21 protein-coding genes and 1 tRNA gene are annotated in these 26,191 nt (G+C 54.3%); 15 read left to right on the plus strand and 7 right to left on the minus strand.

Annotated elements, in window-relative coordinates; genetic code table 11:
* Positions 1-82 precede the first annotated feature (82 nt).
* The 3 genes from rpsU (at position 83) to rpoD (ending at position 4,215) form a co-directional block, all read left to right on the plus strand.
* Positions 83-298 carry a 30S ribosomal protein S21 gene (rpsU, locus tag GA0061071_RS20295; protein ID WP_001144069.1) on the plus strand — a complete coding sequence of 72 codons (216 nt, stop codon included), beginning with the start codon at positions 83-85 and terminating at the stop codon, positions 296-298.
* A gap of 166 nt (positions 299-464) precedes the next feature.
* Positions 465-2,210 carry a DNA primase gene (gene dnaG, locus GA0061071_RS20300; RefSeq protein ID WP_061493087.1) on the plus strand — a complete coding sequence of 582 codons (1,746 nt, stop codon included), beginning with the start codon at positions 465-467 and terminating at the stop codon, positions 2,208-2,210.
* Between the two features lie 157 nt (positions 2,211-2,367).
* On the plus strand, positions 2,368-4,215 hold the full coding sequence (gene rpoD / locus GA0061071_RS20305; protein ID WP_061493086.1) for an RNA polymerase sigma factor RpoD: 1,848 nt from the start codon (positions 2,368-2,370) through the stop codon (positions 4,213-4,215).
* 66 nt (positions 4,216-4,281) lie between these two features.
* On the opposite strand, the gene mug is transcribed toward rpoD, so the two are convergent.
* Positions 4,282-4,788: a G/U mismatch-specific DNA glycosylase gene (gene mug / locus GA0061071_RS20310; RefSeq protein WP_061493085.1), complete on the minus strand. Its 507-nt coding sequence runs from the start codon at positions 4,786-4,788 to the stop codon at positions 4,282-4,284.
* Between the two features lie 125 nt (positions 4,789-4,913).
* Here mug and GA0061071_RS20315 point away from each other — a divergent pair.
* The 6 genes from GA0061071_RS20315 (at position 4,914) to GA0061071_RS20340 (ending at position 11,314) form a co-directional block, all read left to right on the plus strand.
* Positions 4,914-4,989: transfer RNA gene (locus GA0061071_RS20315), tRNA-Ile, on the plus strand.
* 436 nt (positions 4,990-5,425) lie between these two features.
* Complete coding sequence (locus tag GA0061071_RS20320) at positions 5,426-6,538, plus strand: FIST N-terminal domain-containing protein (protein ID WP_088237692.1); 1,113 nt, start codon at positions 5,426-5,428, stop codon at positions 6,536-6,538.
* Between the two features lie 5 nt (positions 6,539-6,543).
* Positions 6,544-7,653: a sensor histidine kinase gene (locus GA0061071_RS20325; RefSeq protein WP_088237691.1), complete on the plus strand. Its 1,110-nt coding sequence runs from the start codon at positions 6,544-6,546 to the stop codon at positions 7,651-7,653.
* Positions 7,644-8,741, plus strand: a complete 1,098-nt coding sequence (locus GA0061071_RS20330) for an HDOD domain-containing protein (protein ID WP_061493082.1) — start codon at positions 7,644-7,646, stop codon at positions 8,739-8,741. The genes GA0061071_RS20325 and GA0061071_RS20330 overlap by 10 nt, the downstream gene beginning before the upstream one ends.
* Positions 8,734-9,876 (plus strand): response regulator, encoded by a 1,143-nt coding sequence (locus GA0061071_RS20335; protein WP_061493081.1) that lies wholly within the window; start codon positions 8,734-8,736, stop codon positions 9,874-9,876. The genes GA0061071_RS20330 and GA0061071_RS20335 overlap by 8 nt, the downstream gene beginning before the upstream one ends.
* A gap of 268 nt (positions 9,877-10,144) precedes the next feature.
* The gene (locus tag GA0061071_RS20340; protein WP_061493080.1) at positions 10,145-11,314 is read left to right on the plus strand and encodes a hypothetical protein; all 1,170 of its coding nucleotides are present in this window, start codon (positions 10,145-10,147) and stop codon (positions 11,312-11,314) included.
* Between the two features lie 35 nt (positions 11,315-11,349).
* Here GA0061071_RS20340 and GA0061071_RS20345 read toward each other — a convergent pair whose 3' ends face one another.
* Positions 11,350-12,120: a siderophore-interacting protein gene (locus GA0061071_RS20345; protein ID WP_061493079.1), complete on the minus strand. Its 771-nt coding sequence runs from the start codon at positions 12,118-12,120 to the stop codon at positions 11,350-11,352.
* Between the two features lie 237 nt (positions 12,121-12,357).
* Here GA0061071_RS20345 and GA0061071_RS20350 point away from each other — a divergent pair, with 237 nt between their 5' ends.
* The gene (locus GA0061071_RS20350; RefSeq protein WP_088237690.1) at positions 12,358-12,876 is read left to right on the plus strand and encodes a PadR family transcriptional regulator; all 519 of its coding nucleotides are present in this window, start codon (positions 12,358-12,360) and stop codon (positions 12,874-12,876) included.
* Here the strand turns inward: GA0061071_RS20350 and GA0061071_RS20355 are convergent.
* Positions 12,873-14,435 (minus strand): methyl-accepting chemotaxis protein, encoded by a 1,563-nt coding sequence (locus tag GA0061071_RS20355; RefSeq protein ID WP_061493077.1) that lies wholly within the window; start codon positions 14,433-14,435, stop codon positions 12,873-12,875. The genes GA0061071_RS20350 and GA0061071_RS20355 overlap by 4 nt on opposite strands.
* A 445-nt stretch (positions 14,436-14,880) precedes the next feature.
* On the minus strand, positions 14,881-16,401 hold the full coding sequence (locus GA0061071_RS20360) for a methyl-accepting chemotaxis protein (protein ID WP_088237689.1): 1,521 nt from the start codon (positions 16,399-16,401) through the stop codon (positions 14,881-14,883).
* Between the two features lie 432 nt (positions 16,402-16,833).
* Here GA0061071_RS20360 and ygjG point away from each other — a divergent pair, with 432 nt between their 5' ends.
* Positions 16,834-18,213, plus strand: a complete 1,380-nt coding sequence (gene ygjG, locus GA0061071_RS20365) for a putrescine aminotransferase (RefSeq protein WP_167352672.1) — start codon at positions 16,834-16,836, stop codon at positions 18,211-18,213.
* Between the two features lie 36 nt (positions 18,214-18,249).
* On the opposite strand, the gene lsrG is transcribed toward ygjG, so the two are convergent.
* A complete protein-coding gene (gene lsrG / locus GA0061071_RS20370; protein ID WP_061493074.1) occupies positions 18,250-18,543 on the minus strand; it encodes a (4S)-4-hydroxy-5-phosphonooxypentane-2,3-dione isomerase in 294 nt (97 codons plus the stop codon).
* Positions 18,540-19,427 (minus strand): 3-hydroxy-5-phosphonooxypentane-2,4-dione thiolase, encoded by an 888-nt coding sequence (gene lsrF / locus GA0061071_RS20375; RefSeq protein WP_061499751.1) that lies wholly within the window; start codon positions 19,425-19,427, stop codon positions 18,540-18,542. The genes lsrG and lsrF overlap by 4 nt, the downstream gene beginning before the upstream one ends.
* A gap of 139 nt (positions 19,428-19,566) precedes the next feature.
* On the opposite strand from lsrF, the gene lsrK reads away from it, so the two are divergent.
* Complete coding sequence (lsrK, locus tag GA0061071_RS20380; RefSeq protein ID WP_088237698.1) at positions 19,567-21,141, plus strand: autoinducer-2 kinase; 1,575 nt, start codon at positions 19,567-19,569, stop codon at positions 21,139-21,141.
* 509 nt (positions 21,142-21,650) lie between these two features.
* The gene (locus GA0061071_RS20390; RefSeq protein ID WP_088237686.1) at positions 21,651-23,672 is read left to right on the plus strand and encodes an NADPH-dependent 2,4-dienoyl-CoA reductase; all 2,022 of its coding nucleotides are present in this window, start codon (positions 21,651-21,653) and stop codon (positions 23,670-23,672) included.
* Positions 23,673-23,726: 54 nt separating this feature from the next.
* Here the strand turns inward: GA0061071_RS20390 and rlmG are convergent, their stop codons facing one another.
* Positions 23,727-24,857: a 23S rRNA (guanine(1835)-N(2))-methyltransferase RlmG gene (gene rlmG / locus GA0061071_RS20395; RefSeq protein ID WP_088237685.1), complete on the minus strand. Its 1,131-nt coding sequence runs from the start codon at positions 24,855-24,857 to the stop codon at positions 23,727-23,729.
* A 70-nt stretch (positions 24,858-24,927) separates the two neighbouring features.
* Here rlmG and GA0061071_RS20400 point away from each other — a divergent pair, with 70 nt between their 5' ends.
* Both GA0061071_RS20400 and GA0061071_RS20405 read left to right on the plus strand, forming a co-directional pair.
* Positions 24,928-25,419, plus strand: coding sequence for a M48 metallopeptidase family protein (locus GA0061071_RS20400; RefSeq protein ID WP_061493071.1), 492 nt, complete (start codon positions 24,928-24,930; stop codon positions 25,417-25,419).
* 60 nt (positions 25,420-25,479) lie between these two features.
* Positions 25,480-25,959, plus strand: coding sequence for an Lrp/AsnC family transcriptional regulator (locus GA0061071_RS20405; RefSeq protein WP_061493070.1), 480 nt, complete (start codon positions 25,480-25,482; stop codon positions 25,957-25,959).
* Positions 25,960-26,191 lie beyond the last annotated feature (232 nt).

Raw genomic sequence — 26,191 nt, forward strand, 5'->3', positions numbered from 1 at the left:
TTGCAGTAAAATTCCGCACCATTTTGAAATAAGCTGGCGTGAACGCCAGCGGCAAACCGATTTAATCAAAGGTGAGAGGCACATGCCGGTAATTAAAGTACGTGAAAACGAGCCGTTCGACGTAGCTCTGCGTCGCTTCAAGCGTTCCTGCGAGAAAGCAGGTGTTCTGGCGGAAGTTCGTCGTCGTGAATTCTATGAAAAACCGACTACCGAACGTAAACGCGCTAAAGCATCCGCTGTGAAACGTCACGCGAAGAAACTGGCTCGCGAAAACGCACGCCGTACTCGTCTGTACTAATCTGTTGAGGGCGCATCGCCCTCAATTGCAGACCGAGTTGTAGTTGTAAGGCCGTGCTTCCGAAAGGAATGCGCGGCTTATTTTCGTTTATAAGCTGACATATTCTACGGACTTCCGGTTGCATCACAGCGACCTGAACGACAACGAATATAAATAAACGGGGCCTATGGCTGGACGAATCCCACGTGTTTTTATCAATGACCTGCTGGCGCGCACCGACATCGTCGATCTCATCGACGCGCGTGTAAAGCTGAAAAAGCAGGGCAAGAACTACCACGCGTGCTGTCCATTCCATAACGAAAAAACCCCCTCTTTCACCGTAAATGGTGAAAAACAGTTTTACCACTGCTTTGGTTGCGGCGCGCACGGTAACGCTCTCGACTTCTTAATGAACTACGACAAGCTCGAGTTCGTCGAAAGCGTCGAAGAACTGGCGGCCATGCACAACCTTGAAGTGCCTTTCGAAGCAGGCAGCGGGCCAAGTCTGATAGAGCGCCATCAACGGCAAACGCTCTATCAACTGATGGACGGCCTGAACGCATTTTATCAGCAATCTCTGACGCAACCTGCCGCTGAACCTGCGCGCCAGTATCTACAAAAGCGTGGTTTGAGCAGCGACATCATTGCGCGGTTCGCTATTGGTTATGCCCCACCCGGCTGGGACAACGTGTTAAAGCGTTTTGGCGGCAACAGCGAGAACCGCCAATCGCTGATCGACGCAGGTATGCTGGTAACAAACGATCAGGGACGCAGTTACGATCGCTTTCGCGAGCGGGTCATGTTCCCCATTCGCGATAAGCGTGGCCGGGTGATTGGTTTTGGCGGGCGTGTATTAGGTAATGATACGCCCAAATACCTGAACTCACCGGAAACCGATATTTTTCATAAAGGCCGCCAGCTGTATGGCCTGTATGAAGCGCAGCAGGATAACGATGAACCGCAGCGACTGTTAGTCGTCGAAGGCTATATGGACGTGGTGGCGCTGGCGCAGTATGGCATCAACTACGCGGTAGCCTCGCTGGGAACGTCGACAACGGCGGATCATATCCAGTTGCTGTTCAGGGTGACGAAAAACGTCATCTGCTGTTACGACGGCGACCGTGCAGGTCGCGATGCCGCATGGCGAGCGCTGGAAACGGCGCTGCCGTATATGAGCGACGGTCGCCAGCTACGTTTTATGTTTTTGCCGGACGGTGAAGATCCGGACACGCTGGTGCGTAAAGAAGGTAAAGAGGCGTTCGAAGCGCGGATGGAGCAGGCTCAGCCGCTCTCCACGTTTCTGTTTAACAGCCTGTTGCCACAGGCAGATTTAACCACGCCGGACGGTACAACGCAGTTGGCCGCGCTGGCGCTGCCGTTAATCAACCAGGTGCCGGGCGAAACATTGCGCATCCAGTTGCGCCAAATGTTGGGTAATAAGATTGGTATTTTCGATGATGCACAGCTTGATCGATTAATGCCAAAACAGGCGGAAAACAGCGTGGTCCGCCCCGCTCCTCAGCTAAAACGCACAACCATGCGTATACTGATAGGGCTATTGATCCAGAACCCGGAGCTGGCGCCAGCGGTGCCTCCACTCACCGGCCTGGATCAATCCAGACTACCTGGGCTTGGCTTATTTGCAGAACTGGTCAACACTTGTTTGTCACAGCCAGGACTGACCACCGGGCAGTTGTTGGAGCATTACCGCGGCACAAAAGAGGCCGCAACCCTTGAAAAACTGTCAATGTGGGACGATATAGCAGATAAGGACATTGCGGAAAAAACGTTCACCGACGCACTCAATCATATGTTTGATTCGATGCTTGAACGGCGACAAGAAGAGTTGATAGCTCGCGATCGCACACACGGTTTAAGCAGCGAAGAACGCCGGGAGCTCTGGCAGTTAAACCAGGAACTGGCGAAAAAGTGAATTCAACGGCTTAAGTGCCGATAATCGTTCGGGTAGATCCCGACAGCCGCGATGAGGGCCAGCGGCAAAAATATAAATACACCCTCGCGTTAAATGTTGGCGGTTTATTTCGCCGACCGACACCAACCCTCATGAATTTAAGTGTGGATACCGTCTTATGGAGCAAAACCCGCAGTCACAGCTGAAGCTTCTTGTCACCCGTGGTAAGGAGCAAGGCTATCTGACCTATGCCGAGGTCAATGACCATCTGCCGGAAGATATCGTCGACTCCGATCAGATCGAAGACATCATCCAAATGATCAACGATATGGGCATCCAGGTGATGGAAGAAGCACCGGATGCCGATGATCTGTTGCTGGCTGAAAACTCCAACAACACCGACGAAGATGCGGAAGAAGCTGCTGCGCAGGTACTTTCCAGCGTTGAGTCTGAAATCGGGCGGACAACCGACCCGGTGCGTATGTACATGCGCGAAATGGGTACCGTTGAACTGCTGACCCGCGAAGGCGAAATCGACATCGCTAAACGTATCGAAGACGGGATTAACCAGGTTCAGTGCTCCGTTGCCGAGTACCCGGAAGCCATTACTTATCTGCTGGAACAATACGACCGCGTTGAAGCAGAGCAAGCGCGTCTGTCTGATCTGATCACCGGTTTCGTCGATCCCAATGCGGAAGAAGACATGGCGCCTACGGCGACCCACGTCGGTTCTGAACTCTCCAGCGAGGAGATGGACGACGATGACGATGATGAAGACGAAGATGACAGCGACGATAACAGCGATGACGATAACAGCATCGACCCGGAGCTGGCGCGCGAGAAATTCGCCGAACTGCGTACCCAGTACGAACTGACCCGCGACACCATCAAAGCAAAAGGCCGCAGCCACGCTGCCGCTCAGGAAGAGATCCTGAAGCTGTCTGAAGTGTTCAAGCAGTTCCGTCTGGTACCGAAACAGTTCGACTACCTGGTTAACAGCATGCGCACCATGATGGATCGCGTGCGTACCCAGGAACGCATCATCATGAAGCTGTGCGTTGAGCAGTGCAAAATGCCGAAGAAGAACTTCATTACGTTGTTCACCGGCAATGAAACCAGCGAAACCTGGTTCAACGCTGCGTTGGCCATGAACAAACCGTGGTCGGAAAAACTGCACGAAGTGACCGAAGAAGTACAACGCGCACTGCTGAAGTTGCAACAGATCGAAGAAGAAACCGGCCTGACCATCGAGCAGGTTAAAGACATCAACCGTCGCATGTCCATCGGCGAAGCGAAAGCCCGCCGTGCGAAGAAAGAGATGGTAGAAGCGAACCTGCGTCTGGTTATCTCTATCGCCAAGAAATACACCAACCGCGGTCTGCAGTTCCTCGATCTGATTCAGGAAGGCAACATCGGTCTGATGAAAGCGGTAGACAAGTTTGAATACCGCCGCGGCTATAAGTTCTCCACCTATGCAACCTGGTGGATCCGTCAGGCGATCACCCGCTCTATCGCGGATCAGGCGCGTACCATCCGTATTCCGGTGCATATGATTGAGACCATCAACAAGCTCAACCGTATCTCCCGCCAGATGCTGCAGGAAATGGGGCGTGAACCGACGCCGGAAGAGCTGGCTGAGCGCATGCTGATGCCGGAAGACAAAATCCGCAAAGTGCTCAAAATCGCCAAAGAGCCTATCTCCATGGAAACACCGATTGGTGATGATGAAGATTCGCATCTGGGCGATTTCATTGAGGATACCACCCTCGAGCTGCCGCTGGATTCTGCCACGACTGAGAGCCTGCGCGCTGCCACGCACGATGTTCTGGCTGGCCTGACCGCCCGTGAAGCGAAAGTCCTGCGTATGCGCTTTGGTATTGACATGAATACCGACCACACGCTGGAAGAAGTGGGTAAACAGTTTGACGTTACCCGCGAACGTATTCGTCAGATCGAAGCGAAGGCGCTGCGCAAACTGCGCCACCCGAGCCGTTCTGAAGTGCTGCGTAGCTTCCTCGACGATTAAGTTGTTATGCCGTAATGCTAAAAGGCTTCCAGCGATGGAAGCCTTTTTTGTTTCCTATCCAACGCATTAAAGTCCTCGCGTGACCAGTGCCTCATCCAGTTCCCGGTAAGATTGCACCAATTTATCCAGCGTTGCGCGGTTGAGCCCGCTGGGGTTCGGCAACACCCAAACCTGCGTGACGCCAATGGTAATAGCCTGTTTGCCCCAGGGCGCGCCGCGCACGCTGAATGCCTGCTCAAAGGCATTTTTACCGAGGATCGCTAACGCAGCGGGTTGGTAATCTTCGATCTTCTTGATCAGTTCCCTGCCACCGTTACGCAGTTCATGAAGATCCACTTCGCTTGCCTGCACGGTCGGGCGTTCGACCAGCATGGTGATACCACAGCGAGTATCAAGCAGATGCCGTTCATCTTCCGGACGCAACAAGGTATCAGTAAAGCCCGCCTGGTGGATCACTTTCCAGAAGCGATTCCCCGGGTGAGCAAAGTGAAAACCCGTATGGGCGGAAGACTTGCCAGGGTTGATACCGCAAAACACCACCCGCAACCCCGGCTCCAGAATATCGTGGATCATACCCACCTCCTGATGAATGCCGTAAAAGCCAGTATAAGAGATTGAAAATAGGTTGTTTATAAAAACATCAGCCAGGCGATTCCCGCTGGATTGCGTGGGTAAGTTACTTTATAATTCCCCGCCACGGCCCCTTAGCTCAGTGGTTAGAGCAGGCGACTCATAATCGCTTGGTCGCTGGTTCAAGTCCAGCAGGGGCCACCAAATTTTCTAATTACCTTCAATAAGTTACCTGCACTTTCTTAATGTAATTTGTTTTACCTTTTCCTCGAATGTCTCAAAAGTGTCTCACCGTCATAACGGTGCTAAAGATTTACGATTTGTTTTTCACTGGCGCTTTACCTGTCGTAAATGGAAATTTATACAAAACTCAATGCTTGCGCCGAAGTGATTTCAGCACATCATAAATCTTCGCCGGTTTCCCCTCTCCGATCTTGTTGCCCACCCTCACCGTAAGAACGATAAACGCCCCGCGTTATAGAAGAAAAATATAAGCAAAAAAGCCTGTCAAATTATAGCCCTGCAGATTTGCTATTTACGGGTCCAACTCCTAATCTTCCATCATCGGGACAGTTGACGATGTACTGGACCAGGCGAGTACAGACGTGAAGATAGCTGTTCAGAATGGGGAGATGATGCCGTGAATTTCCAACCCAGATATGCAAGTAGCGAGTCTCCGGATCCGGTTCAGGCAGTGGCCGAGTTTGCTGAACAGATCGGTCACGACGAAATCGAAACTGTTATTTTCTTCTGCTCTCCGGATTATGATCTGGAGGCTCTAGGCCGGGCGTTAAAAAGCACCTTCTCCTGTCCCTGCATCGGTTGTACTTCCTCAGGTCACATTGGCACAGAAGGTTTCCAGCACTCCGGGCTACTGGGGCTTGGATTAGGCGGTGGTTTTCGCGCCCGCACTTTTATCATCCACCCGCTGATTGAATACACCGCCGTCATCACCGACATTGCCGAAACCATTCGTCGCGACAGTCAGGAGAGACCCAACCTGCACCGTTTCGGCCTGCTGCTGGTCGATGGTCTTTCGATGGCCGAAGAACGTCTTGTCGCGAACCTGTATCAGCAGATAGGCAATGTTCCTATCGTGGGGGGATCCGCAGGCGACGATTTACGTTTCGAAAAAAGCTACGTCTATGATGGCAACGGGCATTTCGTCTCTGATGCCGCCGTTTTTGCCGTTATCGAAACCAGCTCTCCGGTCGCCACCTTTAAGATCCAGCATTTCGAACCCAGCGACGTGGAACTGGTTATCACCGAGGCCGATGCCGAGAAACGGCTTATTCTCGAGATCAACGGCGAACCTGCCGCACAGGTGTATGCGGAGTCTCTTGGCCTGACTGTCGATGAATTAACACCAACGGTCTTCTCCCGAAACCCACTGGTTCTCTCTTTCGGCGACGAGCCTTACGTTCGTTCGATCCAGAAAATGAACGCGGACCTCTCTCTTACTTGTTATTGCGCCATTGAAGAAGGGTTGATCGTGTCGATCGGCATTGCCGAAGATCCCATTCAGACCTTTAGCCAGGCCTTTGACAGAGTGCGTGAAACCATCCCGGATCCCGCTGTCATCATCGGCTGTGATTGCATCCTGCGCCGTCTCCAGTTCGAAAAAGAGGGGCTTGAGCAACAGATCGGCGAAATTATGGTGCAGAACAGGGTGGTGGGGTTCTCAACTTACGGCGAGCAATATAACGGGCTGCATGTAAACCAGACATTTACAGGTGTTGCCATTGGAGGTTAATCACTATGTCCGCCTTTCCCGAAGCCTCCCCAACCGGCCTTTCTCTCGCGGATTATGAGCGCAAGCTCATCGCTCGGGACAAGACCATCGACGTCCTGAAACGCCGCATCGCACAAGAAGCCCGACACAGCCACGCCACGCCGTTCGCCATTCTGGAGCAGAATGTGGGGCTGGAAAAAGTGGTCGCCCGTAAGACAATGGAGCTGGAAAACGAGCGACACGAACTGGAAAAAGCGCTGGCTGAGTTGCGCATTACCCAAACGCAGCTGCTTCAGGCGCAAAAAATGGAGTCTATCGGCCAACTTGCCGCCGGTATCGCCCATGAAATCAACACGCCGACCCAGTATGTCTCTGACAACGTCGGCTTTGTTAAAAGTGCGAATGCTACGCTGTTAACGCTGCTTGATGCGGCTCTTGCGCTGGCCGATGTCGCGCGTGGGAAACTGGCCGATGAGCCTGCCATGGCGGAATTTGACGCGACGCTCAAGCGCACGAAGTTAGACTTTTTGCGCCGCCAGATCCCAGGTGCGCTGGACGAATCACTCGAAGGCCTTGGCCATATCGCCAGAATCGTCGCCGCCATGAAAGAGTTCTCACACCCTTCGCAAAATGTGAAGGAGCGGGTGGATATACGCGAAATCATCAATACCACGGTGACTGTGGCCCGCAACGAATGGAAGTACGTGGCCGATCTTGAAACCCATTTCAGCGACGATTTACCCCAGCTACCTTGCCTGCGCGATATGGTGGGCCAGGCTATCCTCAACCTGGTGGTTAACGCCGCGCATGCTATTGCGGACACGCTGAAGGAAGGCATCAAAGAGAAAGGCCGCATCACCATTTCTGCGCAACAGAACGGTGATTATCTGGAAATCCGCGTCAACGACGATGGCAGTGGTATCCCGGCGGCGATCCGCGACCGCATTTTCGATCCCTTCTTTACCACTAAGGCCGTGGGAAAAGGAACAGGGCAAGGGCTGGCGATTGTGTACTCAACGGTGGTAGACAAACACGATGGACAGATCCGTTGCGAGTCGCAAGAGGGCGTCGGCTCAACGTTTATCCTGCAGTTTCCGCTACGCAGCAGCAAGGAGGATGATCCGGCATGCAAGTGATGTTCGTGGATGACGAAAGCAGGGTGCTGTCAGGTATTGAGCGGGCCATCATGATGCACGATGCCGACTGGGAGAGTCGCTTCGCCACCAGCGGCCCTGAGGCGCTGGCAATGCTGGAAGAGACGCCGGCGGACGTGGTGGTGTCCGATATGCGCATGCCTTTTATGGACGGCGCAGAATTACTGGCCCAGGTGCGCGATCGCTGGCCTGGCACAATACGCATTATCCTCTCCGGTTACTCCGAACCTGATGCCACCCGGCGAATGCTGGACGTCGCGCACCGATTTGTGGCCAAACCCTGCGACAGTGCAGCGTTGTTCACGATGATCGGCAGTGCCCTGGCGTTACGCGATATGTTTAAAGATCCTGCCGTGCTCGGGATTATCGGGCGTATTAACCAGTTGCCCGCCTCACCTAAAGTGTTTACCGAAGTCTGCCAGCTCATCGCCCGCCCCGACAGTGATACCCGGCAGATCGCAGAACGCCTGGCCAGCGACCCTGCGCTAAGCGCCAAAATCATGCAGCTTGCCAATTCAGCATGGTTCAGCCGGGGAGGGAAAATTCATGATATTGGCAGCGCCATTACCCATCTGGGGCTGGAACAAGTAAAGCTGCTGGTGCTGGCCTCCCAGTTTTTTGCCGATGCGAAAGCCGATCCGTACGTTGAACAACTGCAACACCGCGCCCTTCTCGCCTCCAAACTGGCTGAGCGTATCGCCGGGCATCAGGGGCTGGAACCTACCGCTGCGCTGTTGGCCAATATTGCATTGCTGATCCCGGAAATGCGTGAGGACGGCGGCGAATCCCCTCTCGCGCGCGACAATATTCCCCTGCGTTCCGCTGTGGGCGCTTATCTGCTGGCGCTATGGGGCTTACCCATGGACATTGTGGAGATTGTGGCGGGCCACGCTCAGCCTTCCCGTTCCACAAACGGTGTTTTTGACGCGCTCGGTATCGTGCACGTCGCGGTCGCGCTGGCCAATCACACCCTGCCGGATCGGGATTATCTCGAACAGACAGGCATGCTGAACCAGCTACCTTTATGGCAGCAAATGCTTGCCACCCTACAGGACACTCCTCATGACTGATACCGCCTTACCCCGGGTGCTGTGCGTCGACGATGAACCCAATGTACTCGCAGCGATAGAACGAAACCTGTTTGGTGAATTTGACGTGGTCGTCGCACCGAGTGGGGAAGCGGGACTGGATGCGATTCGCTGGGGAGAACCTTTTGCTGTGATCATGTCGGACATGCGCATGCCCAACATGGACGGGGCGACCTTTCTGGCCAAAGCGCGGGAGCTTTCTCCCGATAGCGTGCGGCTCCTCCTCACCGGGCAAGCCGATGTCACATCCTCCATTGCGGCCATCAACAAAGGGGCTATTTTCCGCTACCTGTGTAAACCCTGCCCGAAAGAGGAATTGATTGCGACGCTCAACGACGCTGTTCGTCAGTATCGTCTCGTCCGTGCAGAAAAAGAGTTGCTGGCCACCACCCTCACCGCCTCGGTGAAAACGCTGACGGAAGTGCTCGCCATGGTAGCGCCCTGGGCGTTCCAGCGAGCAGCCTTCGCCCAATCCTGCGTCCGTCACGCATTGCCAAAACTGGAGTGGCACGATGAGTGGATATACACTATCGCCGCCTCATTGAGTCAAATCGGTTGCGTCGGCATTCCCGCCGACATCGTGCAAGCCGACGCAGCCCAGCGCAAACTCTCGGAAGAAGAGAGGAAACTGTTGGTGGGGCATCCGGAAGTTGCCGCCCGTCTGGTTGGAAATATCCCGCGTCTTGAACTGGTGGCTGAAATCATTCGTCATCAGGCGAAAGAGCCTGCACCCAATGTGCCCCTCGAAGTGTTGCGCGGTTCGCATTTACTGCGTGCAGCCCTTGAACTGGAACGCCATGCCGCACGCGGATGGAGTCTGGAGCGTCCCTGGGAGATCCTGCGCGCCGCAAGCCCCGCGTTGCCGGACTATATCATTAAATCCCTTTCGGATTTCCGCACCAATGTCACCGGCGTACGCTCTGCGCGAATTCGTGAACTGATGCCTGGCTGGGTGGTGGATGAAGATATCCGCACCACGAACGGTTTGATGGTGCTGACGAAAGGGCATGAACTTACCGACACCGCTATCTCTGCCCTTCAGCGGCTGCTAAGTGCAGAGGCCATTAAAGAGCCGATACGGGTACGCGGGCTGCCTGACAGCACAACGCCTGGTTAATGTTATGCCGCGTCCGGCAGATAAGGGTGAGGTCTTATCGGCAGCAGAAAACGTTCCGCTGCGCGGTAATTATCTGCTTTGCCATAACGCAACTTTTTACGCATTTCGCATGGAAAAGAGGCCGTAAACGCAATTTTCACAGAAAGACTACGCATTGAAAGGGGGCGCATGTAATATGGAGCCGGACGATTGCGAGCTTCATAGTCGTGGTCCAGATCTGATGAACAACTCCCATTAACAGACTCATTACGCGCTTTGACGAAACGCCATGAACAAACCTATAAAACGGCTTGAAATCATCAAATACGCCATTGAACTGGAGGATGACGGGATCATCCATAGTCAGCTTCCCTTACTCAAAGCGGAAGTCACGGACCCGGAATTAGCCTTCATTGTCCAGGCGCTTGAAGCGAAAAACTACAGTGATGCGATGCGTGTTATCACGGAGTGGCTGCAGAATCAGCGCTCGGTGGTCGCCTGGTCAGATCCGCAGGTATCCGCCAGCAAACTGGAGCTGAAAGCCCTGGAAGAACAATTGCGGGAGCTGATTGATAAACGTAACGCCCGCATCCAGTTGCTGGATGAGTTCAACGACCTGTACATGACCCGCCTTGGGCCACTGATGTCGCAGATCCTGAACTTGCGCAAAACCCTCGCCGAAGCCGCCGTCCGCCGCCAGGAAGCCGAAGCGCGCCGCCGTGAAGCGGATTATCAGCGTTGCCAGAAATACCTGTCGCAGGCGGTCAATGTTCTGGTGATGCTGACTCAGCGTTGGGAAAGTATGCCGCCTCACTCCATACAAGCCGCTGAAGCGCGTAAACATTTACAGCAGCAAAACGACCTGATTGCCTCTCTGCTGGCCGAAGCGCTGGAGCTGGAAAGCGGCCTCACGCGTGAAGACGAACCGACTCGCCATGCCCGTGACGAGGCACGCCAGGAGTACGAAAACCATCAGGAACAGCAGCACGATGCCGAAAAACGCTTCAGTTTTGAACAAAAAATGACGGAAGACGAGCGCACTGAGCTGAAACGGCTGTGGCGTCAGGCGAGTAAACTCTGCCACCCGGATCTGGTGGATAATGAGCTGAAAAACGAGGCCCATGGCATGATGGTGCAGCTGAACCAGGCGCGCGAGCGTGGCGACCTGAGCGCCATTCGCTCTTTGCTGACCCGTCTGCAACAAGGCTTAGACCCCATGATGGCCAGCGATCGTTTAAACGATCTGCAACGTTTACGTCAGCGTATCGTCGAGGTGAAACAACATATCGCAACGCTGATTGAGGAACTCGCCGCGTTGGAAAAAGAGGAGACCTGGCAACTGGTGTCAACACTCGGCGATCAGGAAACCTACTTCCGCCAGCAGGAAAAAGCACTGACAGAATTGCGTCAGACGCTGGAGCAGCAAGTCAGCGAGGCGGAGTACGACGAAGTCGCCTGAAAGCAGTAAGCCCGGTCACCCACCGGGCCTGCTCGCTACTTTTTGTGCCAGTACGCCTGCGCACGCACCAATTGCTGATCGATACCGTTACCCTCAAAGCGGCCCATCAGTGATTTCACCGCATCGCCCTCCCCGGTCAGCCAGATAAAATAATCTTCATCCGGTACCGCCAGGGCCGCCAGCTTGTCAGCCACCGCCTGCGGGTTATGGCCAATCACCCACTGGATATCAAAACCGCTCAGATGCGCCAGGTAGTCCTGATACGCAGCATTATCAATCGTGACCACCGCCATGACGTTCGGGCGCGCAGCAAGCTGGCTTATCCCTTCCAGGCGACGGCGCAGCGCTGGCATGCCGGACTCATCACACACATAGAGCTGCCAGGCATAATCTTCCGGCACAACCAGCGAACCGCGCGGTCCGCCAATGGTCAGCTTATCGCCAACCTGTGCCTTTAGCGCCCACTGGCTCGCCACTCCGCCATCATGGATATAGAAATCCAGCAGCAGCTCATGACGCCCGGCATCATACAGCGGTGTATAGTCGCGGGAAGCCGGACGCGGCCCGTCGCCCCAGACAATCCCTTCATCTGTCACAACTGGTGGCACAAACGATGTGCCCGGCTGCGGGAAAAAAACTTTGGTGTGATCGTCAAATCCGCGGGAGGAAAACCCCTCCAGTTGCTCGCCGCCCAGCACCACACGCTGGAAGCCAACGCCCGGGCGCTCTACGCGCAGTACAGTTAATTCACGAAAGCGCAGCGCATTGCGTACGCGCTGCGGATAACGCTGTGGGTTGGTAGTCATAGTCGGCCTTCGTAGCGTTGAATACGATATATCTAAATATTGTGCAAATGATAATGATTGTTGATTAGAAAGAAGGCAAGCGCTTTTTATGATATAGACAAGACAAAGCGCACAGTTCGTTAAAGTGTAAAATAATTACTATATTTATCAGTATATTAAGAAAAATAAAGGTTTTAAAGATTGTCTGAAAAGTAATTTTAGATATAAATTAGATATATCAAATAACAGGAGAGGTGTATGCGGCATCATCACGGTAACAGTAACGAGGGGCACCACCACGGTGGCGGCCGCCGCCAGCGCTTTTTTGGTCATGGCGAATTGCGGTTGGTTATTTTGCACCTGCTGGCGCACAACGCCAGCCACGGTTATGAGTTGATTAAAGAGATTGAAACCCTGACGCAAGGCAACTACACGCCAAGCGCTGGTGTTATCTATCCAACACTGGATTTTTTGCAGGATCAGCAGTTGATTGCCATCAGTGATGAAGAGAGCGGGCGCCGGAAAATAGCCATTACCGCAGAGGGGCTGCGCTGGCTGGAGGAAAATCAGACGCAACTGGCGCAAATTCAGGCGCGCATTAAAGCCCGTAATGTAGGCTATCAGTTACGCCGAGACCCACAGATGAAACGCGCGCTGGAGAATTTCAAAGCGGTACTGGATTTACGCGTCAATCAGGGGGAACTCAGCGCCACGCAGCTAAAGCAGATCATCGGCATTATCGACCGCGCAGCGCTGGATATTTCACAACTGGATTAAGCCGACGCGGGCATATCGCGCAGACGGAACACCTGTACCAGCTCATGCAGGTGCAGCGCCTGTTCATTTAGCGCTGCCGCCGCCGCAACAGACTCTTCCACCAGGCTGGAGTTCTGCTGGGTGGTGGAGTCAATCAGCCCGATGGCGCTGTTGATCTGCGAAATGCCGTCGGTTTGCTCCCGGCTTGCCTGGCCAATCTCACGCAGGATCACATCCATCTCTTCAACGTTCGTCACCATACCGTTAATCAGCGCACTGGCTTTTTCCACCAGCGACATCCCCTCGCGGGTCTGGCTGGCTGAACTTTCGATCAGATGACGGATCTCGTTCGCCGATGAAGCGCTTTTCTGCGCCAGTTGACGGACTTCGCCTGCCACTACCGCAAAGCCACGGCCATGCTCACCGGCCCGTGCGGCTTCTACCGCGGCGTTAAGTGCAAGGATATTGGTCTGGAACGCAATGGAATCGATCAGGTTGATAATGTCGGACATGCGGTTAGACGTGTCGTTAATGACGCGCATTTTTTCCGTCACCTGCTTCATCATCTCGCCATTGTTTTTCACTACCGTTGCCGCACCCGCAGAGAGCTGCGACGCTTCCGATGTATGATCGGCGGTGTTTTTCACCGTTGCCGTGATCTGTTCCATCGAGGCGGCCGTTTGCTCAACGGAGCTGGCCTGTTCTTCGGTTCTTGCCGCCAGATCCTGGTTACCCGCTACGATCTGCGCTGCTGCGCTGGAAATGCTTTCAGAGCCGTTTTGCACCTGGTGGACAATCTCAACCAGGCGGTTTTTCATTTCCATCAAGGCATGCAGAAGGATACCGGTTTCGTCGCGATGACGAACATCAATGGTGCGGGTTAAATCACCATCGGCAATCGCTTCGGCAAAAACGACCGCTTCACCCAACGGGCGGGTGATCATGCGCACGATATACCAGCCCATCAGGCTTCCCATACCAATGCTGAATACCGCAAGCAGGATCAGCATTAAGCGGTTGGTGCTGAAGTCATTTTGTACCTGAGCGCCTGCCGTGCGTATCTGTTTGTCCTGTATAGCAATCAATGCCATCACTTTCTCTTTATAGGCGTTTTGAATCCTGACCGTGTTGGTCATCATCTCTTCAATCGCCGCCGCACGGTCGTTTTTCTTCACCGCATCAAGGATGCGGAAGCGGGAATCAAGATACTGCTGGCGTACGGTGCGGATATCAGAAAGAACTTTTTGTGATTCGCGGTCCGGCAGGTTTTTCGACAGGTCTTCAAGGAGGGAGGTAACGTGACTGCTGATGTCGGCGAGCTGTTTCTGCGTTTCCGTCGTCCATCTGCCATCATTGTCGAGCAACATCATTTGCTGGGTGTTCACGAAGGCATTGAAATTATCGATCAAATCGTTCGCTTTGACAGTGGTGGGATAGTCATTATGAACAATCTCTTGCATGCCATTATTTGCACGATTCAGGCTGAGTAGTGAAAGGCAGGAACTTACTACCATCAACACAATAAAAAAGCCGAATGCCAGAAATAATTTCGTGCCGATTTTTACGTCATGTAAAAACATATATTCTCCATGGGATTGATTATTTTGCTGAGGAAAGCGCGTGCCCCTAATCGAAAAGGCGAGCTTAAGTCCCTGGTGCGTTTAAAAAGAAAGCAACCACCTAACGTTATCGGTAACCGAAACGCTAACTTTATGAGTTTGATCGTTTTTTTAATTACTTATTGAATAAACCGATAGTTACAGGCGATTAATCCCATTGCATCGATCGTTATATGTACGGAAAAATTGATAAGAACAATGTATTTACTACAACTTAACCGGATTTAATTAATAATTAAGTTACAGTCTTTGATGTTTATTAATGCTTCACAATTCCAATTATATTTAATAATAATTTAACAAAGGAAGAATAATACTATTACATAATAAAACGCACTTTTATTATGGTTATAGACAAAAAAACCACCAGAATATCTCCTGGTGGTTTTTAATTCGCTTAGAGGGGTTAATGCAATACAGAAACGGCATCCTGTAAACGCCCGGCGCGATGCTGCACCATCGCCGACACCGTCGCACTCTCTTCAACTAACCCGGCGTTCTGTTGGGTAATGGCATCCAGTTCAGAGACCGCGCGCGTCAGCTCGGAAAGCCCCGCTGCCTGCTCGGATGCCGACTGGCTGATTTGCCCAATCAGAGCCGTCACGTTCTGCACCTGATTAACAATATCATCCATGGTCTGGCCTGCGGCATGCACCTGCTCGTAGCCAGACTGTACTTTGCTGGCGCTGGCGTCGATAAGCTTGCGAATATCATTGGCCGCATTGGCACTGCGGCTGGCCAGGTGGCGAACCTCCCCGGCGACAACAGCAAACCCTTTGCCCTGCTCCCCGGCGCGGGCAGCTTCAACTGCCGCGTTCAATGCCAGGATATTGGTCTGGAAAGCGATGTCATTAATCAGCGCGGTAATTGAACCAATGCGCTGCGTACTGTTGGCAATCTCATCCATGGTTTTCACCACCGTTTCCATCACTTTTCCGCCGTGCGACGCCGCACTGCTAGCGGAGCTGGAGAGTTGGTCCGCTGCCGACGCGGTTTGCGAACTGGTCTGCACCGATGCAGCCATCTGGCTCATGGTCGCTACGGTTTGCTGAACGTTGTCGACCGTCGCGCGGGTACGCGCATTGAGATCATCGTTACCTTTGGCCAGCGTTTCACTGCCTTTACGCACGCTGTTGACCTGGCTGGAGACATCGTGGATCAACCAGCGACACATTAACCCCAGTTGCCCGACCGCACGTAGCGCAAGCCCCAATTCATCACTACGGTTGAGCGGTTGTACACTGTTACGCTCCCCGGTTGCAACGCTCAGCGCCTGGCGAGCAACGTTTTCCGCCGGTCGAACGATTTGCCACTCAAACGCCATCCCGCCTGCCAGCATCGCCAGTGTACTGACCATCAATGCCAGTGCGCTGCTATCCGCCAGCCACAACCCCATCAGTTGTGCAACCCAGGCGCACACCATCACGCTCCGGGCACGCCAGCGAAGCGGCATGGCGCGCAGGTTTCCCCACCACCCTTTGCTTACCACCAGCCCCTTATGGATCCGCTTATTACAGCGTCCTTCATTTAACGCGTTGTACAGTGGTTCAACGGCGGCAATCTCATCGTCCGTCGCGCGGGTGCGAATCGACATGTACCCGGTAAGTTGCCCATCACGCACCATCGGGATCGCGTTGGCGCGCACCCAATAATGGTCGCCATTTTTACGTCGGTTTTTAACAATTCCGCTCCAGGGTTCTCCCTGTTTGAGCGTATACCACATATCGGCAAACGCGGCTTTGGGCATATCCGGGTGACGAACCAGATTGTGCGGCTGGCCCTGTAACGCTTCCAGAGGGTATCCGCTGGCCTGGACAAACGCATCATTTGCGTGGGTGATGTAACTGTGCACGTCGGTTGTTGACATAAGAGTGATGTCGTCATCCAGCGGAAAAAGTCGCTGACTAACATAAAGCGGAGAAGGCATGATGGCATCCTTGGCAGGTTATATGTCTGTTAAAAATTATTGCGAATGTTATTTCGGCGATAATGGATTTATCTTTAGTTGTTAAATTTGATTTAGATCGCAATTCACGCTAAAACCGCATTTTTTGTATGCCCTGTAACTCGCTGATTTTAATAATTTCAGTATGAAATCACGTAATAACCCTAAACGGTCATGCTCCGTTATTGGGCACTCTTTGCACCACCATGGCGCATAATCCGCATAAAACCGTTGCCATCGTTCAAATTTTAATCACGAAGATAGCGATATTTCAACGAAACGGGACGATTAAATCTTGCACAACCCCCTGTTGCCCTGGCGTTTATCCCGATTTTTGTAACACAAGCCGAAGTGGCGTAATCCCTGCAATACTTAAATCGGTATCATGTGATACGCGAGCCCCTGGAGCACATTTTGAACAGGTTACCTTCCAGCGCATCGGCTTTAGCGTGCAGCGCTCACGCATTAAATCTCATTGAGAAGCGAACGCTTGATCATGAGGAGATGAAAGCATTAAACCGAGAGGTGGTGGACTACTTTAAAGAGCATGTTAATCCGGGGTTTTTAGAGTATCGAAAATCTGTTACCGCCGGCGGGGATTACGGAGCCGTAGAATGGCAAGCGAGCAGTTTGAATACGCTTGTCGACACCCAGGGACAGGAGTACTTAGATTGCCTGGGTGGTTTTGGAATATTCAATGTGGGGCACCGTAATCCAGTTGTGGTTTCCGCCGTACAGAATCAACTCGCCAAACAACCTCTGCATAGCCAGGAACTTCTCGACCCGCTACGGGCGATGCTGGCAAAAACGCTGGCGGCGCTCGCCCCTGGCAAACTGAAATACAGCTTCTTTAGCAACAGCGGGACGGAGTCCGTCGAAGCTGCGTTAAAACTTGCCAAAGCGTACCAATCGCCGCGCGGCAAATTTACCTTTGTCGCCACTAGCGGCGCGTTCCACGGCAAGTCGTTAGGGGCGCTCTCTGCGACAGCGAAATCGACCTTCCGCAAACCCTTTATGCCGCTGCTGCCGGGCTTCCGTCATGTCCCCTTCGGCGATATTGAGGCCATGCGCACGTTACTGAGCGAATGCCATAAAACGGGCGATGATGTTGCTGCCGTGATCCTGGAACCCATTCAGGGCGAAGGTGGGGTAATTCTGCCGCCACAAGGCTATCTGCCTGCGGTGCGTAAACTGTGCGACGAATTTGGCGCACTGCTTATCTTTGATGAAGTGCAAACCGGTATGGGACGTACCGGCAAAATGTTCGCCTGCGAGCATGAAAACGTGCAGCCGGACATTCTGTGCCTCGCCAAAGCGCTGGGCGGCGGTGTGATGCCGATTGGCGCGACCATCGCCACGCAGGAGGTATTCTCCGTTCTGTTTGATAACCCCTTCCTGCATACCACCACCTTTGGCGGTAACCCGCTGGCCTGTGCGGCTGCGCTGGCAACCATCAATGTGCTGCTGGAAGAGAACCTGCCTGCGCAGGCTGAACAGAAAGGCGACGTCCTGCTGGATGGCTTCAGGGCGCTGGGACGCAAATATCCCAATCTGGTGCAGGATGCGCGCGGTCGCGGGATGCTGATGGCGATCGAGTTTGTGGATAATGAAACGGGCTACAACTTTGCCAGTGAGATGTTCCGCCAGCGGGTACTGGTTGCCGGGACGCTCAATAACGCGAAAACCATTCGCATAGAACCGCCGCTGACGCTAACAATGGAACAGTGTGAGCAGGTGCTGAAAGCCGCGGGTAACGCGCTGGAAGCACTGCGGGTCGCCGTCGAACAAGCGTAATCGTTCCCCCTCTCCCGGTGGGGAGGGGGAACCCCATCAGGCTGGCATCACGCCAATAAAGCTGCGTTTTTTACGCGGCTCAGACATCAGTTCCTCCAGTTTTTCCACACAGGCCAGATAATGCGGCGTCTTCTTATGGGCAAGCACGGCGGCATCATCCTGATAAGCCTCATAAATGAAAAAGCGGGTTTTCACTTTTGGATCCTGCAAAACATCGAAACGCAGATTCCCCGGTTCACGGATGGCGCCTTCATGGTTAGCGCGAAACACCTGCAAAAACTCCTCCACGCGATCGGGTTTAATGTTGATCTCCACCAGCGTTACATTCATGGTTGCTCTCCTTGTTTTTCTTCCAGCCAGAACTGGTACGCCTCGTGGGCGCGCATATTTTCGTGCACCACTTTTTTCACCGCTTTTAGCATTGCCAGCGGCGCGCTGGATTGAAAGATATTTCTCCCCATGTCCACGCCGGACGCGCCCTGATCGATGGCGCGGAAACACATCTCCAGCGCCTGCTGCTCTGGCAGCTTTTTCCCCCCCGCGATGACAATCGGCACCGGGCAGCTCGCGGTGACTTTCTCAAACCCCTGCTCCACAAAATAGGTCTTCACAAACTGAGCCCCCATCTCGGCAGCGATTCGACTGGCAAGGGCAAAATAGCGGGCATCACGGGTCATCTCTTTGCCAACCCCGGTGACGGCAAGTGTTGGAATACCGTAGCGATTACCCGCGTCCACCAGCGTGATGATATTGCTGATTGATTGATGCTCATACTCGCTGCCAATGTAGACTTGCGCAGCAACAGCACAGACATTCAAACGCAGAGCATCCTCCATGGCCACCGCCACACACTCGCGGGATAGCTCCGCAAGGATCGAGTTACCGCCCGACGCGCGCAATACCACCGGTTTATTGGTCGCGGGCGGCACCACGCTGCGCAAAATACCGCGCGTACACATCAGCACATCGGTTTCACCAAACAACGGCGCAATAGACAAATCAATGCGCTCAAGCCCGGTGGTCGGCCCCTGGAAATAGCCATGATCGAATGCGAGCATGACCGTGCGATTGCTTGTCGGGTTAAATATCCGCGCCAGCCGCGACTGCATCCCCCAGTCCAGCGCCCCACACCCTTTCAACGCAAAAGGGACGTTATGTTGCGGTGTGTCGAGGCCAAAATCTTTACCGTCTTTGATGTCATCTAAATCCGCCATCATCTCCCCCGCCAGAAGCTGTGATTGAGTCATTGATTTTGTGATTGAAGATTGTTCAAAAGCGTAGGCGGTGAACTATATTTACGACCGTACGAGGATCACAGTTTTATCTCTGATGCCGCGCGAGGGGGAAAAACCCATGAGTTATCTATTAGCGTTAGATGCAGGAACCGGCAGCATTCGTGCGGTGATCTTCGACTTATCCGGGCGGCAGGTAGCGGTGGGTCAGGCCGAGTGGAAACACTTGAGCCTCGAAAATGTGCCCGGCTCAATGGAGTTCGATCTCCACGCCAACTGGCAGCTCGCCTGCCAGTGCATCCGACAGGCACTGGCAAAAGCCAGCCTGCGCGGAGAAGATATCCAGTCTATCGCCTGCTGCTCTATGCGCGAAGGCATTGTGCTCTACGATCGCAATGGCGAAGCGCTCTGGGCCTGCGCCAACGTTGATGCCCGCGCCAGTCGGGAAGTCGCTGAACTGAAAGAGATCCACGACGATCACTTCGAAGCCGAAGTCTATGAAGTTTCCGGTCAGACGCTGGCACTCAGCGCCATGCCGCGCTTGCTCTGGCTGGCGCATAACCGTCCGGATATCTACCGCAATGCCGCCACCATTTCGATGATCAGCGACTGGCTGGCCTCCCGCCTTTCCGGCTGGCTGGCGGTTGATCCTTCCAACGCCGGTACCACTGGCTTGCTTGATCTGTTTACCCGCGACTGGCGTCCAGAACTGCTGGATATCGCCGGGCTGCGCGCGGATTTTCTCTCTCCGGTAAAAGAAACCGGCAGCCTGCTTGGCGAGGTAACGCACGAGGCGGCGCAGGAGAGCGGCCTGCGCGAAGGCACGCCGGTAGTCATGGGTGGTGGCGATGTACAACTGGGTTGCCTCGGCCTTGGCGTGGTACAGGCCGGACAGGCCGCCGTGCTGGGCGGAACATTCTGGCAGCAAGTGGTGAATTTGCCGCAGGTGCGTGTCGACCCGGAGATGAATATTCGTGTGAATCCGCATGTGATTCCCGGTATGGCGCAGGCAGAATCGATCAGCTTCTTCACCGGCTTGACCATGCGCTGGTTCCGCGATGCCTTCTGTGCAGAAGAAAAATTGATCGCTGAACGGCTGGGCGTCGATGCTTACACGCTGCTGGAAGAAATGGCCAGCCGTGTACCGGCAGGCTCGTGGGGTGTGATGCCGATCTTCTCTGACGCCATGCACTTTAAACAGTGGTACCACGCTGCGCCGTCGTTTATTAATCTCTCGATCGATCCGGAAAAATGCAACAAAGCCACCCTGTTTCGCGCGCTGGAAGAGAACGCCGCCATCGTTTCTGCCTGTAATCTGGCGCAAATATCGCGTTTCTCCGGTGTGCGCTTTGACAATCTGGTGTTTGCCGGCGGCGGCGCAAAAGGGGCGCTGTGGGGGCAAATTTTAAGTGACGTCACAGGCGTGCCGGTACGTGTCCCGGTGGTGAAAGAGGCGACCGCGCTGGGCTGCGCGATTGCCGCAGGTGTGGGTGCCGGGCTGTATGATGATCTGGCAGCCACCGGCGAACGGCTGGTGGCGTGGAGCCATGAATATACCCCGGCCCCGCAGCACCGCGAACTGTACGACACCATGATGCAGAAGTGGCAAAAGATCTATGCCGATCAGCTCGGTCTGGTTGATCGCGGGCTGACAACCTCTATGTGGACGGCGCCAGGGCTGACAACCCGGGCGTAATTTTTGCCCCTCACCCCGGCCCTCTCCCCACAGGGGGAGAGGGAGAAAATCATTATCACCGCCCGGCACAGGAGGAAGAGAATTCCCCCTCATCCCGGCCCTTTCCCCACTGAGGGAGAGGGAGAAAATCATTATCACCGCCCGGCACAGGAGAAAGAGAATTCCCCCTCACCCCGGCACTCTCCCCACAGGGGGAGAGGGAGAAAATCATTATCACCGCCCGGCACAGGAGGAAGAGAATTCCCCCTCATCCCGGCCCTTTCCCCACTGAGGGAGAGGGAGAAAATCATCCTCACCGCCCGCCACAGGATGACAAAGAAAATCGCCATCACCTCTCTTCAGGTGGAAAGAGAAGATCCCCTCTCCCCTCCGGGGAGAGGGTTAGGGTGAGGGGCAACGATTTTTGAATCCCATCACAATCATTCGCTCCCGCTTTTCCCTTTTTGTCCGGGACGGCTACAGTAGAACTCATCCGACCACATAACAATTATTTTACATTGGAAGAGAGCATGAGCCACTACCCGTCGTTGTTCGCCCCGCTGGATTTGGGCTTTACCACGCTAAAAAACCGTGTACTGATGGGCTCGATGCACACCGGGCTGGAGGAGCGCCCGGACGGCGCAGAGCGGCTGGCGGCCTTTTATGCCGAACGCGCACGGCACGGCGTTGCGCTGATTGTCACGGGCGGCGTCGCCCCTGCGCTTTCGGGCATTACCATGGAAGGCGGCGCGGTATTATGCGACAGCAGCCAGCTCCCCCATCACCGGCAAATCACCGATGCGGTTCATCAGGAAGGCGGCAAAATCGCGCTCCAGATCCTGCATACCGGGCGTTACAGCTATCAACCGCATCTGGTCGCGCCGTCTGCGCTCCAGGCACCGATCAACCGTTTCACGCCGCATGCCCTCACCCACGATGAGATCCTCACGTTGATTGCTGACTTTGCCCGTTGCGCGCAACTGGCGCAGCAGGCCGGATATGACGGTGTGGAAGTGATGGGTTCCGAAGGCTATTTGATCAATGAATTCCTCGCTGCGCGGACTAACCAGCGTGAGGATGCATGGGGCGGCGATGCCACCCGGCGCATGCGGTTTGCCCTGGAAGTGGTTCGCGCTGTGCGCGAGGCCGTGGGCCGCGAGTTTATTATTATTTACCGTTTATCGATGCTGGATTTGGTGGAAGGCGGCGCGACGCTGGACGAGACCATCACGCTGGCAAAAGCAGTGGAAGCCGCAGGGGCAACCCTTATTAATACCGGTATCGGCTGGCATGAAGCGCGCATTCCGACGATAGCCACGCCGGTACCACGCGGCGCGTTTAGCTGGGTGACGCGAAAATTAAAAGGCCAGGTGGGCGTGCCGCTGATCACCACTAACCGCATTAATGATCCGCAAGTTGCGGAAGCGATCCTGGCTCACGGCGATGCCGATATGGTCTCGATGGCGCGCCCGTTTCTTGCCGACGCGGCGTTCGTGTCAAAAGCGCAGGAGGGCCGCGCAGACGAAATCAACACCTGCATCGGCTGTAACCAGGCCTGCCTCGATCAAATCTTCGTCGGCAAAGTCACCTCCTGCCTCGTTAACCCCCGCGCCTGCCATGAAACCCGGATGCCCGTCATCCCGGCGCTGCACAAGAAAAACCTCGCCGTGGTCGGCGCTGGTCCCGCAGGGTTAGCGTTCGCGATAAATGCCGCCACCCGTGGCCACAGCGTAACGCTGTTCGATGCACAGGCGGAGATTGGCGGCCAGTTCAACATCGCCAAACAGATCCCCGGCAAAGAGGAGTTCTATGAAACGCTGCGCTACTACCGCCGAATGATTGCGCTGACTGGCGTTGAGTTATGCCTGAATCAGCGCGTTTCGCCTGCCATGTTAACGTTGTTTGATGAAGTCGTTCTCGCCTGCGGCATTGAACCGCGCATTCCGCCCATCCCCGGTATTGATCACCCCAAAGTACTGAGTTATCTCGATGTATTGCGTGACAAAGTCCCGGTGGGTGAAAGCGTGGCCATCATCGGCTGCGGGGGAATTGGTTTTGATACTGCGATGTATTTAAGCCAGCCGGGCGAACCCACCAGCCAGAATATCGCCGAGTTTTGCGTGGAATGGGGCATTGATACCAGCCTGCAAAATGGGGGAGGACTGCGCCCGGAAGGGCCGCAACTGCCAAAAAGTCCGCGCCGTATCGTGATGCTGCAACGTAAAGCCAGCAAACCCGGTGAAGGTCTGGGTAAAACTACGGGCTGGATCCACCGCGCAACCTTGCTGTCGCGCGGGGTGAAAATGATCCCCGGCGTAAGCTATCAGAAGATCGATGATGCCGGTCTGCACCTGTTGATCAACGGTGAACCGCAACTGATTGAGGCGGATCATGTGATTATCTGCGCCGGGCAGGAACCGCGTCGTGAACTGGCGGATCCGCTACGGGAAGCGGGTAAAACGGTGCATTTAATTGGCGGGTGCGATGTGGCGCTGGAGCTGGATGCGCGCCGGGCAATCGCGCAAGGGACAAAGCTGGCGCTGGAAATCTAGGTTAGCCGACTGCCGGAAGGCGCTGATGCCTGTCCGGCAGGACGGTTTACGGCATCAGCGTTTTTTACGCACTTTCACCGCTTTCAGGATGACAAACTTATTGTTGGTCGCCAGCGTTTCGCAGTTGCCGAACACCTTCTTCAGCTTACGGAAATAGTCCAGATGCCGGTTTCCGACAATACGCAGTTCGCCCCCGTATTTCAGGCAACGACGCGCATCATTAAACATCTGCCAGGCAATATGATCAGTGATGGCGCTTTGCTGATGAAACGGTGGATTGCACAGCACTGCGTCAAAACGATCCGGATCCACGCCCGACAAGGCGTTGTTGATCATGTAATCACAACGCGAGACATCCGCCGGTAAGTTGGACTCCACATTGAGTCGGGAAGAGGCGACGGCCATCGCCGACTCATCCACAAACAGCACGCGGCTGCCCGGATTTTGCGCCAGCAATTGCAGACCAATCACGCCATTGCCGCAGCCGAGATCGACCATTTCCCCTTCCACGCCTTCCGGTAAGTGTTGCAGGAAAAAGCGAGCGCCGATATCAAGACCGCTGCGCGAAAAGACATTGGCGTGGTTATGGATGGTCCAGTCGGTGCCGTCCAGTTTCCAGCTCGCCAGCGGTGACGCATCCGCCAGTTCCGGTGCGGTGAACGTACAGTTGATCAAGCGCGCCTTTTTCCATGCCAGCGTCGTGGTGGTTGGCCCAAGGATCGTTTCAAACAGCGCCAGCGTGGAGTTGTGCACATCGCGCGATTTCGCCCCGGCGATAATACGCGTCTGCGGTGTTACCACCTGACGCAGCGCGCGCAATTGCTGTTCCAGCAATGCCAGGTGTTTCGGTATTTTGATCAGCACCAGCGCCGGGTTAGCAGGCAGCGAGCTAAGGCTGTCTTGCTGCGTTACGGTGCTTTCATCAAGTGCGTTAATACGCAGGTTATGTTGTGTGGCCAGCTCAGCAATGTACGAATCGTTTACGCTGACCGGGTGATGTTGCGACAGCGCGCACGCCAGTGCACCGAAGCTATCGTTGAAGATGAGCACCGGGCCAGTGACCTCATTCACCTGCTGCAGCAAATATTCGTCCGCCGCGTCCCATGCCTGTAATGACGCATCTTCCACGCCGACCGGGAATCTGTCTAAAGTGAACAACTGTCCGTTTAACTCAACCTGGCTCATCACCCCTCCGCAATGCTAAAATTCGCGCGTTTTATCGCTTAAATACGTCGGGAAGTAAACACATTTCGCCATGAACACGCTCACGTACCTTCAGGGTTATCCTGAAACCCTTCTGGCGCAGGTAACCGCATTGATTGAACAGAACCGCTTAGGCGAGGTGCTGCAAAAACGCTATCCCGGCAGCCACGGCATTACCACCGACAAAGCGCTGTATCAGTACACGCTGGAGATGAAAAACCAGTATCTGCGTAACGCCGCACCGGTGAATAAAGTGATGTACGACAGCAAAATCCATGTGCTCAACAACGCACTCGGTCTGCATACTGCGGTATCACGCGTGCAGGGCGGTAAGCTGAAAGCCAAAGCGGAAATTCGTGTGGCGACGGTGTTTCGCGACGCGCCGGAAGCCTTTCTGCGGATGATTGTGGTGCACGAGCTGGCGCACCTGAAAGAGAAAGATCACAACAAAGCGTTTTATCAGTTGTGCTGTCATATGGAACCGCACTATCACCAGCTCGAGTTCGACACCCGCCTGTGGCTGACGCATCTTGCGTTGAAATAACCTGCCGGGCAAAAAACTGGTAGTCTGGGGGTTACCCTTTTCCGCCCGCCAGTGATGCCCATGTACAACATTGATGATTTTGATCTGAAGATCCTGACGCTGTTGCAGTCAAATGGCCGCCTGACAAATCAGGAGTTGAGTGAACTGATTGGTTTGTCGGCATCGCAGTGTTCCAGGCGACGTATTGCGCTGGAGCAGGCGCAGCTTATTCTGGGCTATCACGCCAGACTGGCACCGGATGCGGTGGGTCAGGAGATGCTGGGGCTGATAGAAGTGCGTCTGTTGAACCATACGCCGGAGTGCGTGGCAAGCTTTCACCAGATGGTCAGCGGCGTTGATGCGATTCTTGACGCTTACAAAACCACGGGCGACAACGACTATTTGCTGAAGGTTGCGGTGTCGGATTTGCCGGGGCTTAACCATGTGATCAGCGGTATTCTGGCGCAAAATAAGAGCGTGGCGCACCTGAAAACCTCCGTCGTGCTTCATCGACTGAAAGAGAACGGGTTGTCGATGCCGGGAAGCAACACACTGCCCTGATTTGGGGCATTTCGCCCCAAAACTGTGCAAAAACACAATCACTTCACGCATAAAAGATCGCTTAAACGCACATTGCACGCCACAAACGCCACGAAGACGCACACATCGTGCATATTGCTCTTTTTGTAATTTCAACCTGTTAGCGTAGACGCCGTCTGTTTTTCCGCCATTCACTGTGAACGCAGGTTCAGTCTGGTGTATTTATTGCAAGTGACACTTATCTTTATGACTT

The sequence above is a fragment of the Kosakonia oryzendophytica genome (assembly GCF_900094925.1).
Classification (GTDB): Bacteria; Pseudomonadota; Gammaproteobacteria; order Enterobacterales; family Enterobacteriaceae; genus Kosakonia; species Kosakonia oryzendophytica.

Excerpts from the sequence above, each read along its gene's own strand:
- GA0061071_RS20325 (WP_088237691.1), top strand. The coding sequence starts at position 6,544 with ATGTCCGCCTTTCCCGAAGCCTCCCCAACCGGCCTTTCTCTCGCGGAT.
- GA0061071_RS20335 (WP_061493081.1), top strand. The coding sequence starts at position 8,734 with ATGACTGATACCGCCTTACCCCGGGTGCTGTGCGTCGACGATGAACCC.
- GA0061071_RS20355 (WP_061493077.1), bottom strand. The coding sequence starts at position 14,435 with ATGTTTTTACATGACGTAAAAATCGGCACGAAATTATTTCTGGCATTC.
- mug (WP_061493085.1), bottom strand. The coding sequence starts at position 4,788 with ATGATCCACGATATTCTGGAGCCGGGGTTGCGGGTGGTGTTTTGCGGT.
- GA0061071_RS20350 (WP_088237690.1), top strand. The coding sequence starts at position 12,358 with ATGCGGCATCATCACGGTAACAGTAACGAGGGGCACCACCACGGTGGC.
- GA0061071_RS20330 (WP_061493082.1), top strand. The coding sequence starts at position 7,644 with ATGCAAGTGATGTTCGTGGATGACGAAAGCAGGGTGCTGTCAGGTATT.
- GA0061071_RS20400 (WP_061493071.1), top strand. The coding sequence starts at position 24,928 with ATGAACACGCTCACGTACCTTCAGGGTTATCCTGAAACCCTTCTGGCG.
- rpoD (WP_061493086.1), top strand. The coding sequence starts at position 2,368 with ATGGAGCAAAACCCGCAGTCACAGCTGAAGCTTCTTGTCACCCGTGGT.
- GA0061071_RS20340 (WP_061493080.1), top strand. The coding sequence starts at position 10,145 with ATGAACAAACCTATAAAACGGCTTGAAATCATCAAATACGCCATTGAA.
- lsrG (WP_061493074.1), bottom strand. The coding sequence starts at position 18,543 with ATGAATGTAACGCTGGTGGAGATCAACATTAAACCCGATCGCGTGGAG.
- lsrF (WP_061499751.1), bottom strand. The coding sequence starts at position 19,427 with ATGGCGGATTTAGATGACATCAAAGACGGTAAAGATTTTGGCCTCGAC.
- GA0061071_RS20390 (WP_088237686.1), top strand. The coding sequence starts at position 21,651 with ATGAGCCACTACCCGTCGTTGTTCGCCCCGCTGGATTTGGGCTTTACC.
- GA0061071_RS20405 (WP_061493070.1), top strand. The coding sequence starts at position 25,480 with ATGTACAACATTGATGATTTTGATCTGAAGATCCTGACGCTGTTGCAG.
- lsrK (WP_088237698.1), top strand. The coding sequence starts at position 19,567 with ATGAGTTATCTATTAGCGTTAGATGCAGGAACCGGCAGCATTCGTGCG.
- rlmG (WP_088237685.1), bottom strand. The coding sequence starts at position 24,857 with ATGAGCCAGGTTGAGTTAAACGGACAGTTGTTCACTTTAGACAGATTC.
- GA0061071_RS20360 (WP_088237689.1), bottom strand. The coding sequence starts at position 16,401 with ATGCCTTCTCCGCTTTATGTTAGTCAGCGACTTTTTCCGCTGGATGAC.
- dnaG (WP_061493087.1), top strand. The coding sequence starts at position 465 with ATGGCTGGACGAATCCCACGTGTTTTTATCAATGACCTGCTGGCGCGC.
- GA0061071_RS20345 (WP_061493079.1), bottom strand. The coding sequence starts at position 12,120 with ATGACTACCAACCCACAGCGTTATCCGCAGCGCGTACGCAATGCGCTG.
- rpsU (WP_001144069.1), top strand. The coding sequence starts at position 83 with ATGCCGGTAATTAAAGTACGTGAAAACGAGCCGTTCGACGTAGCTCTG.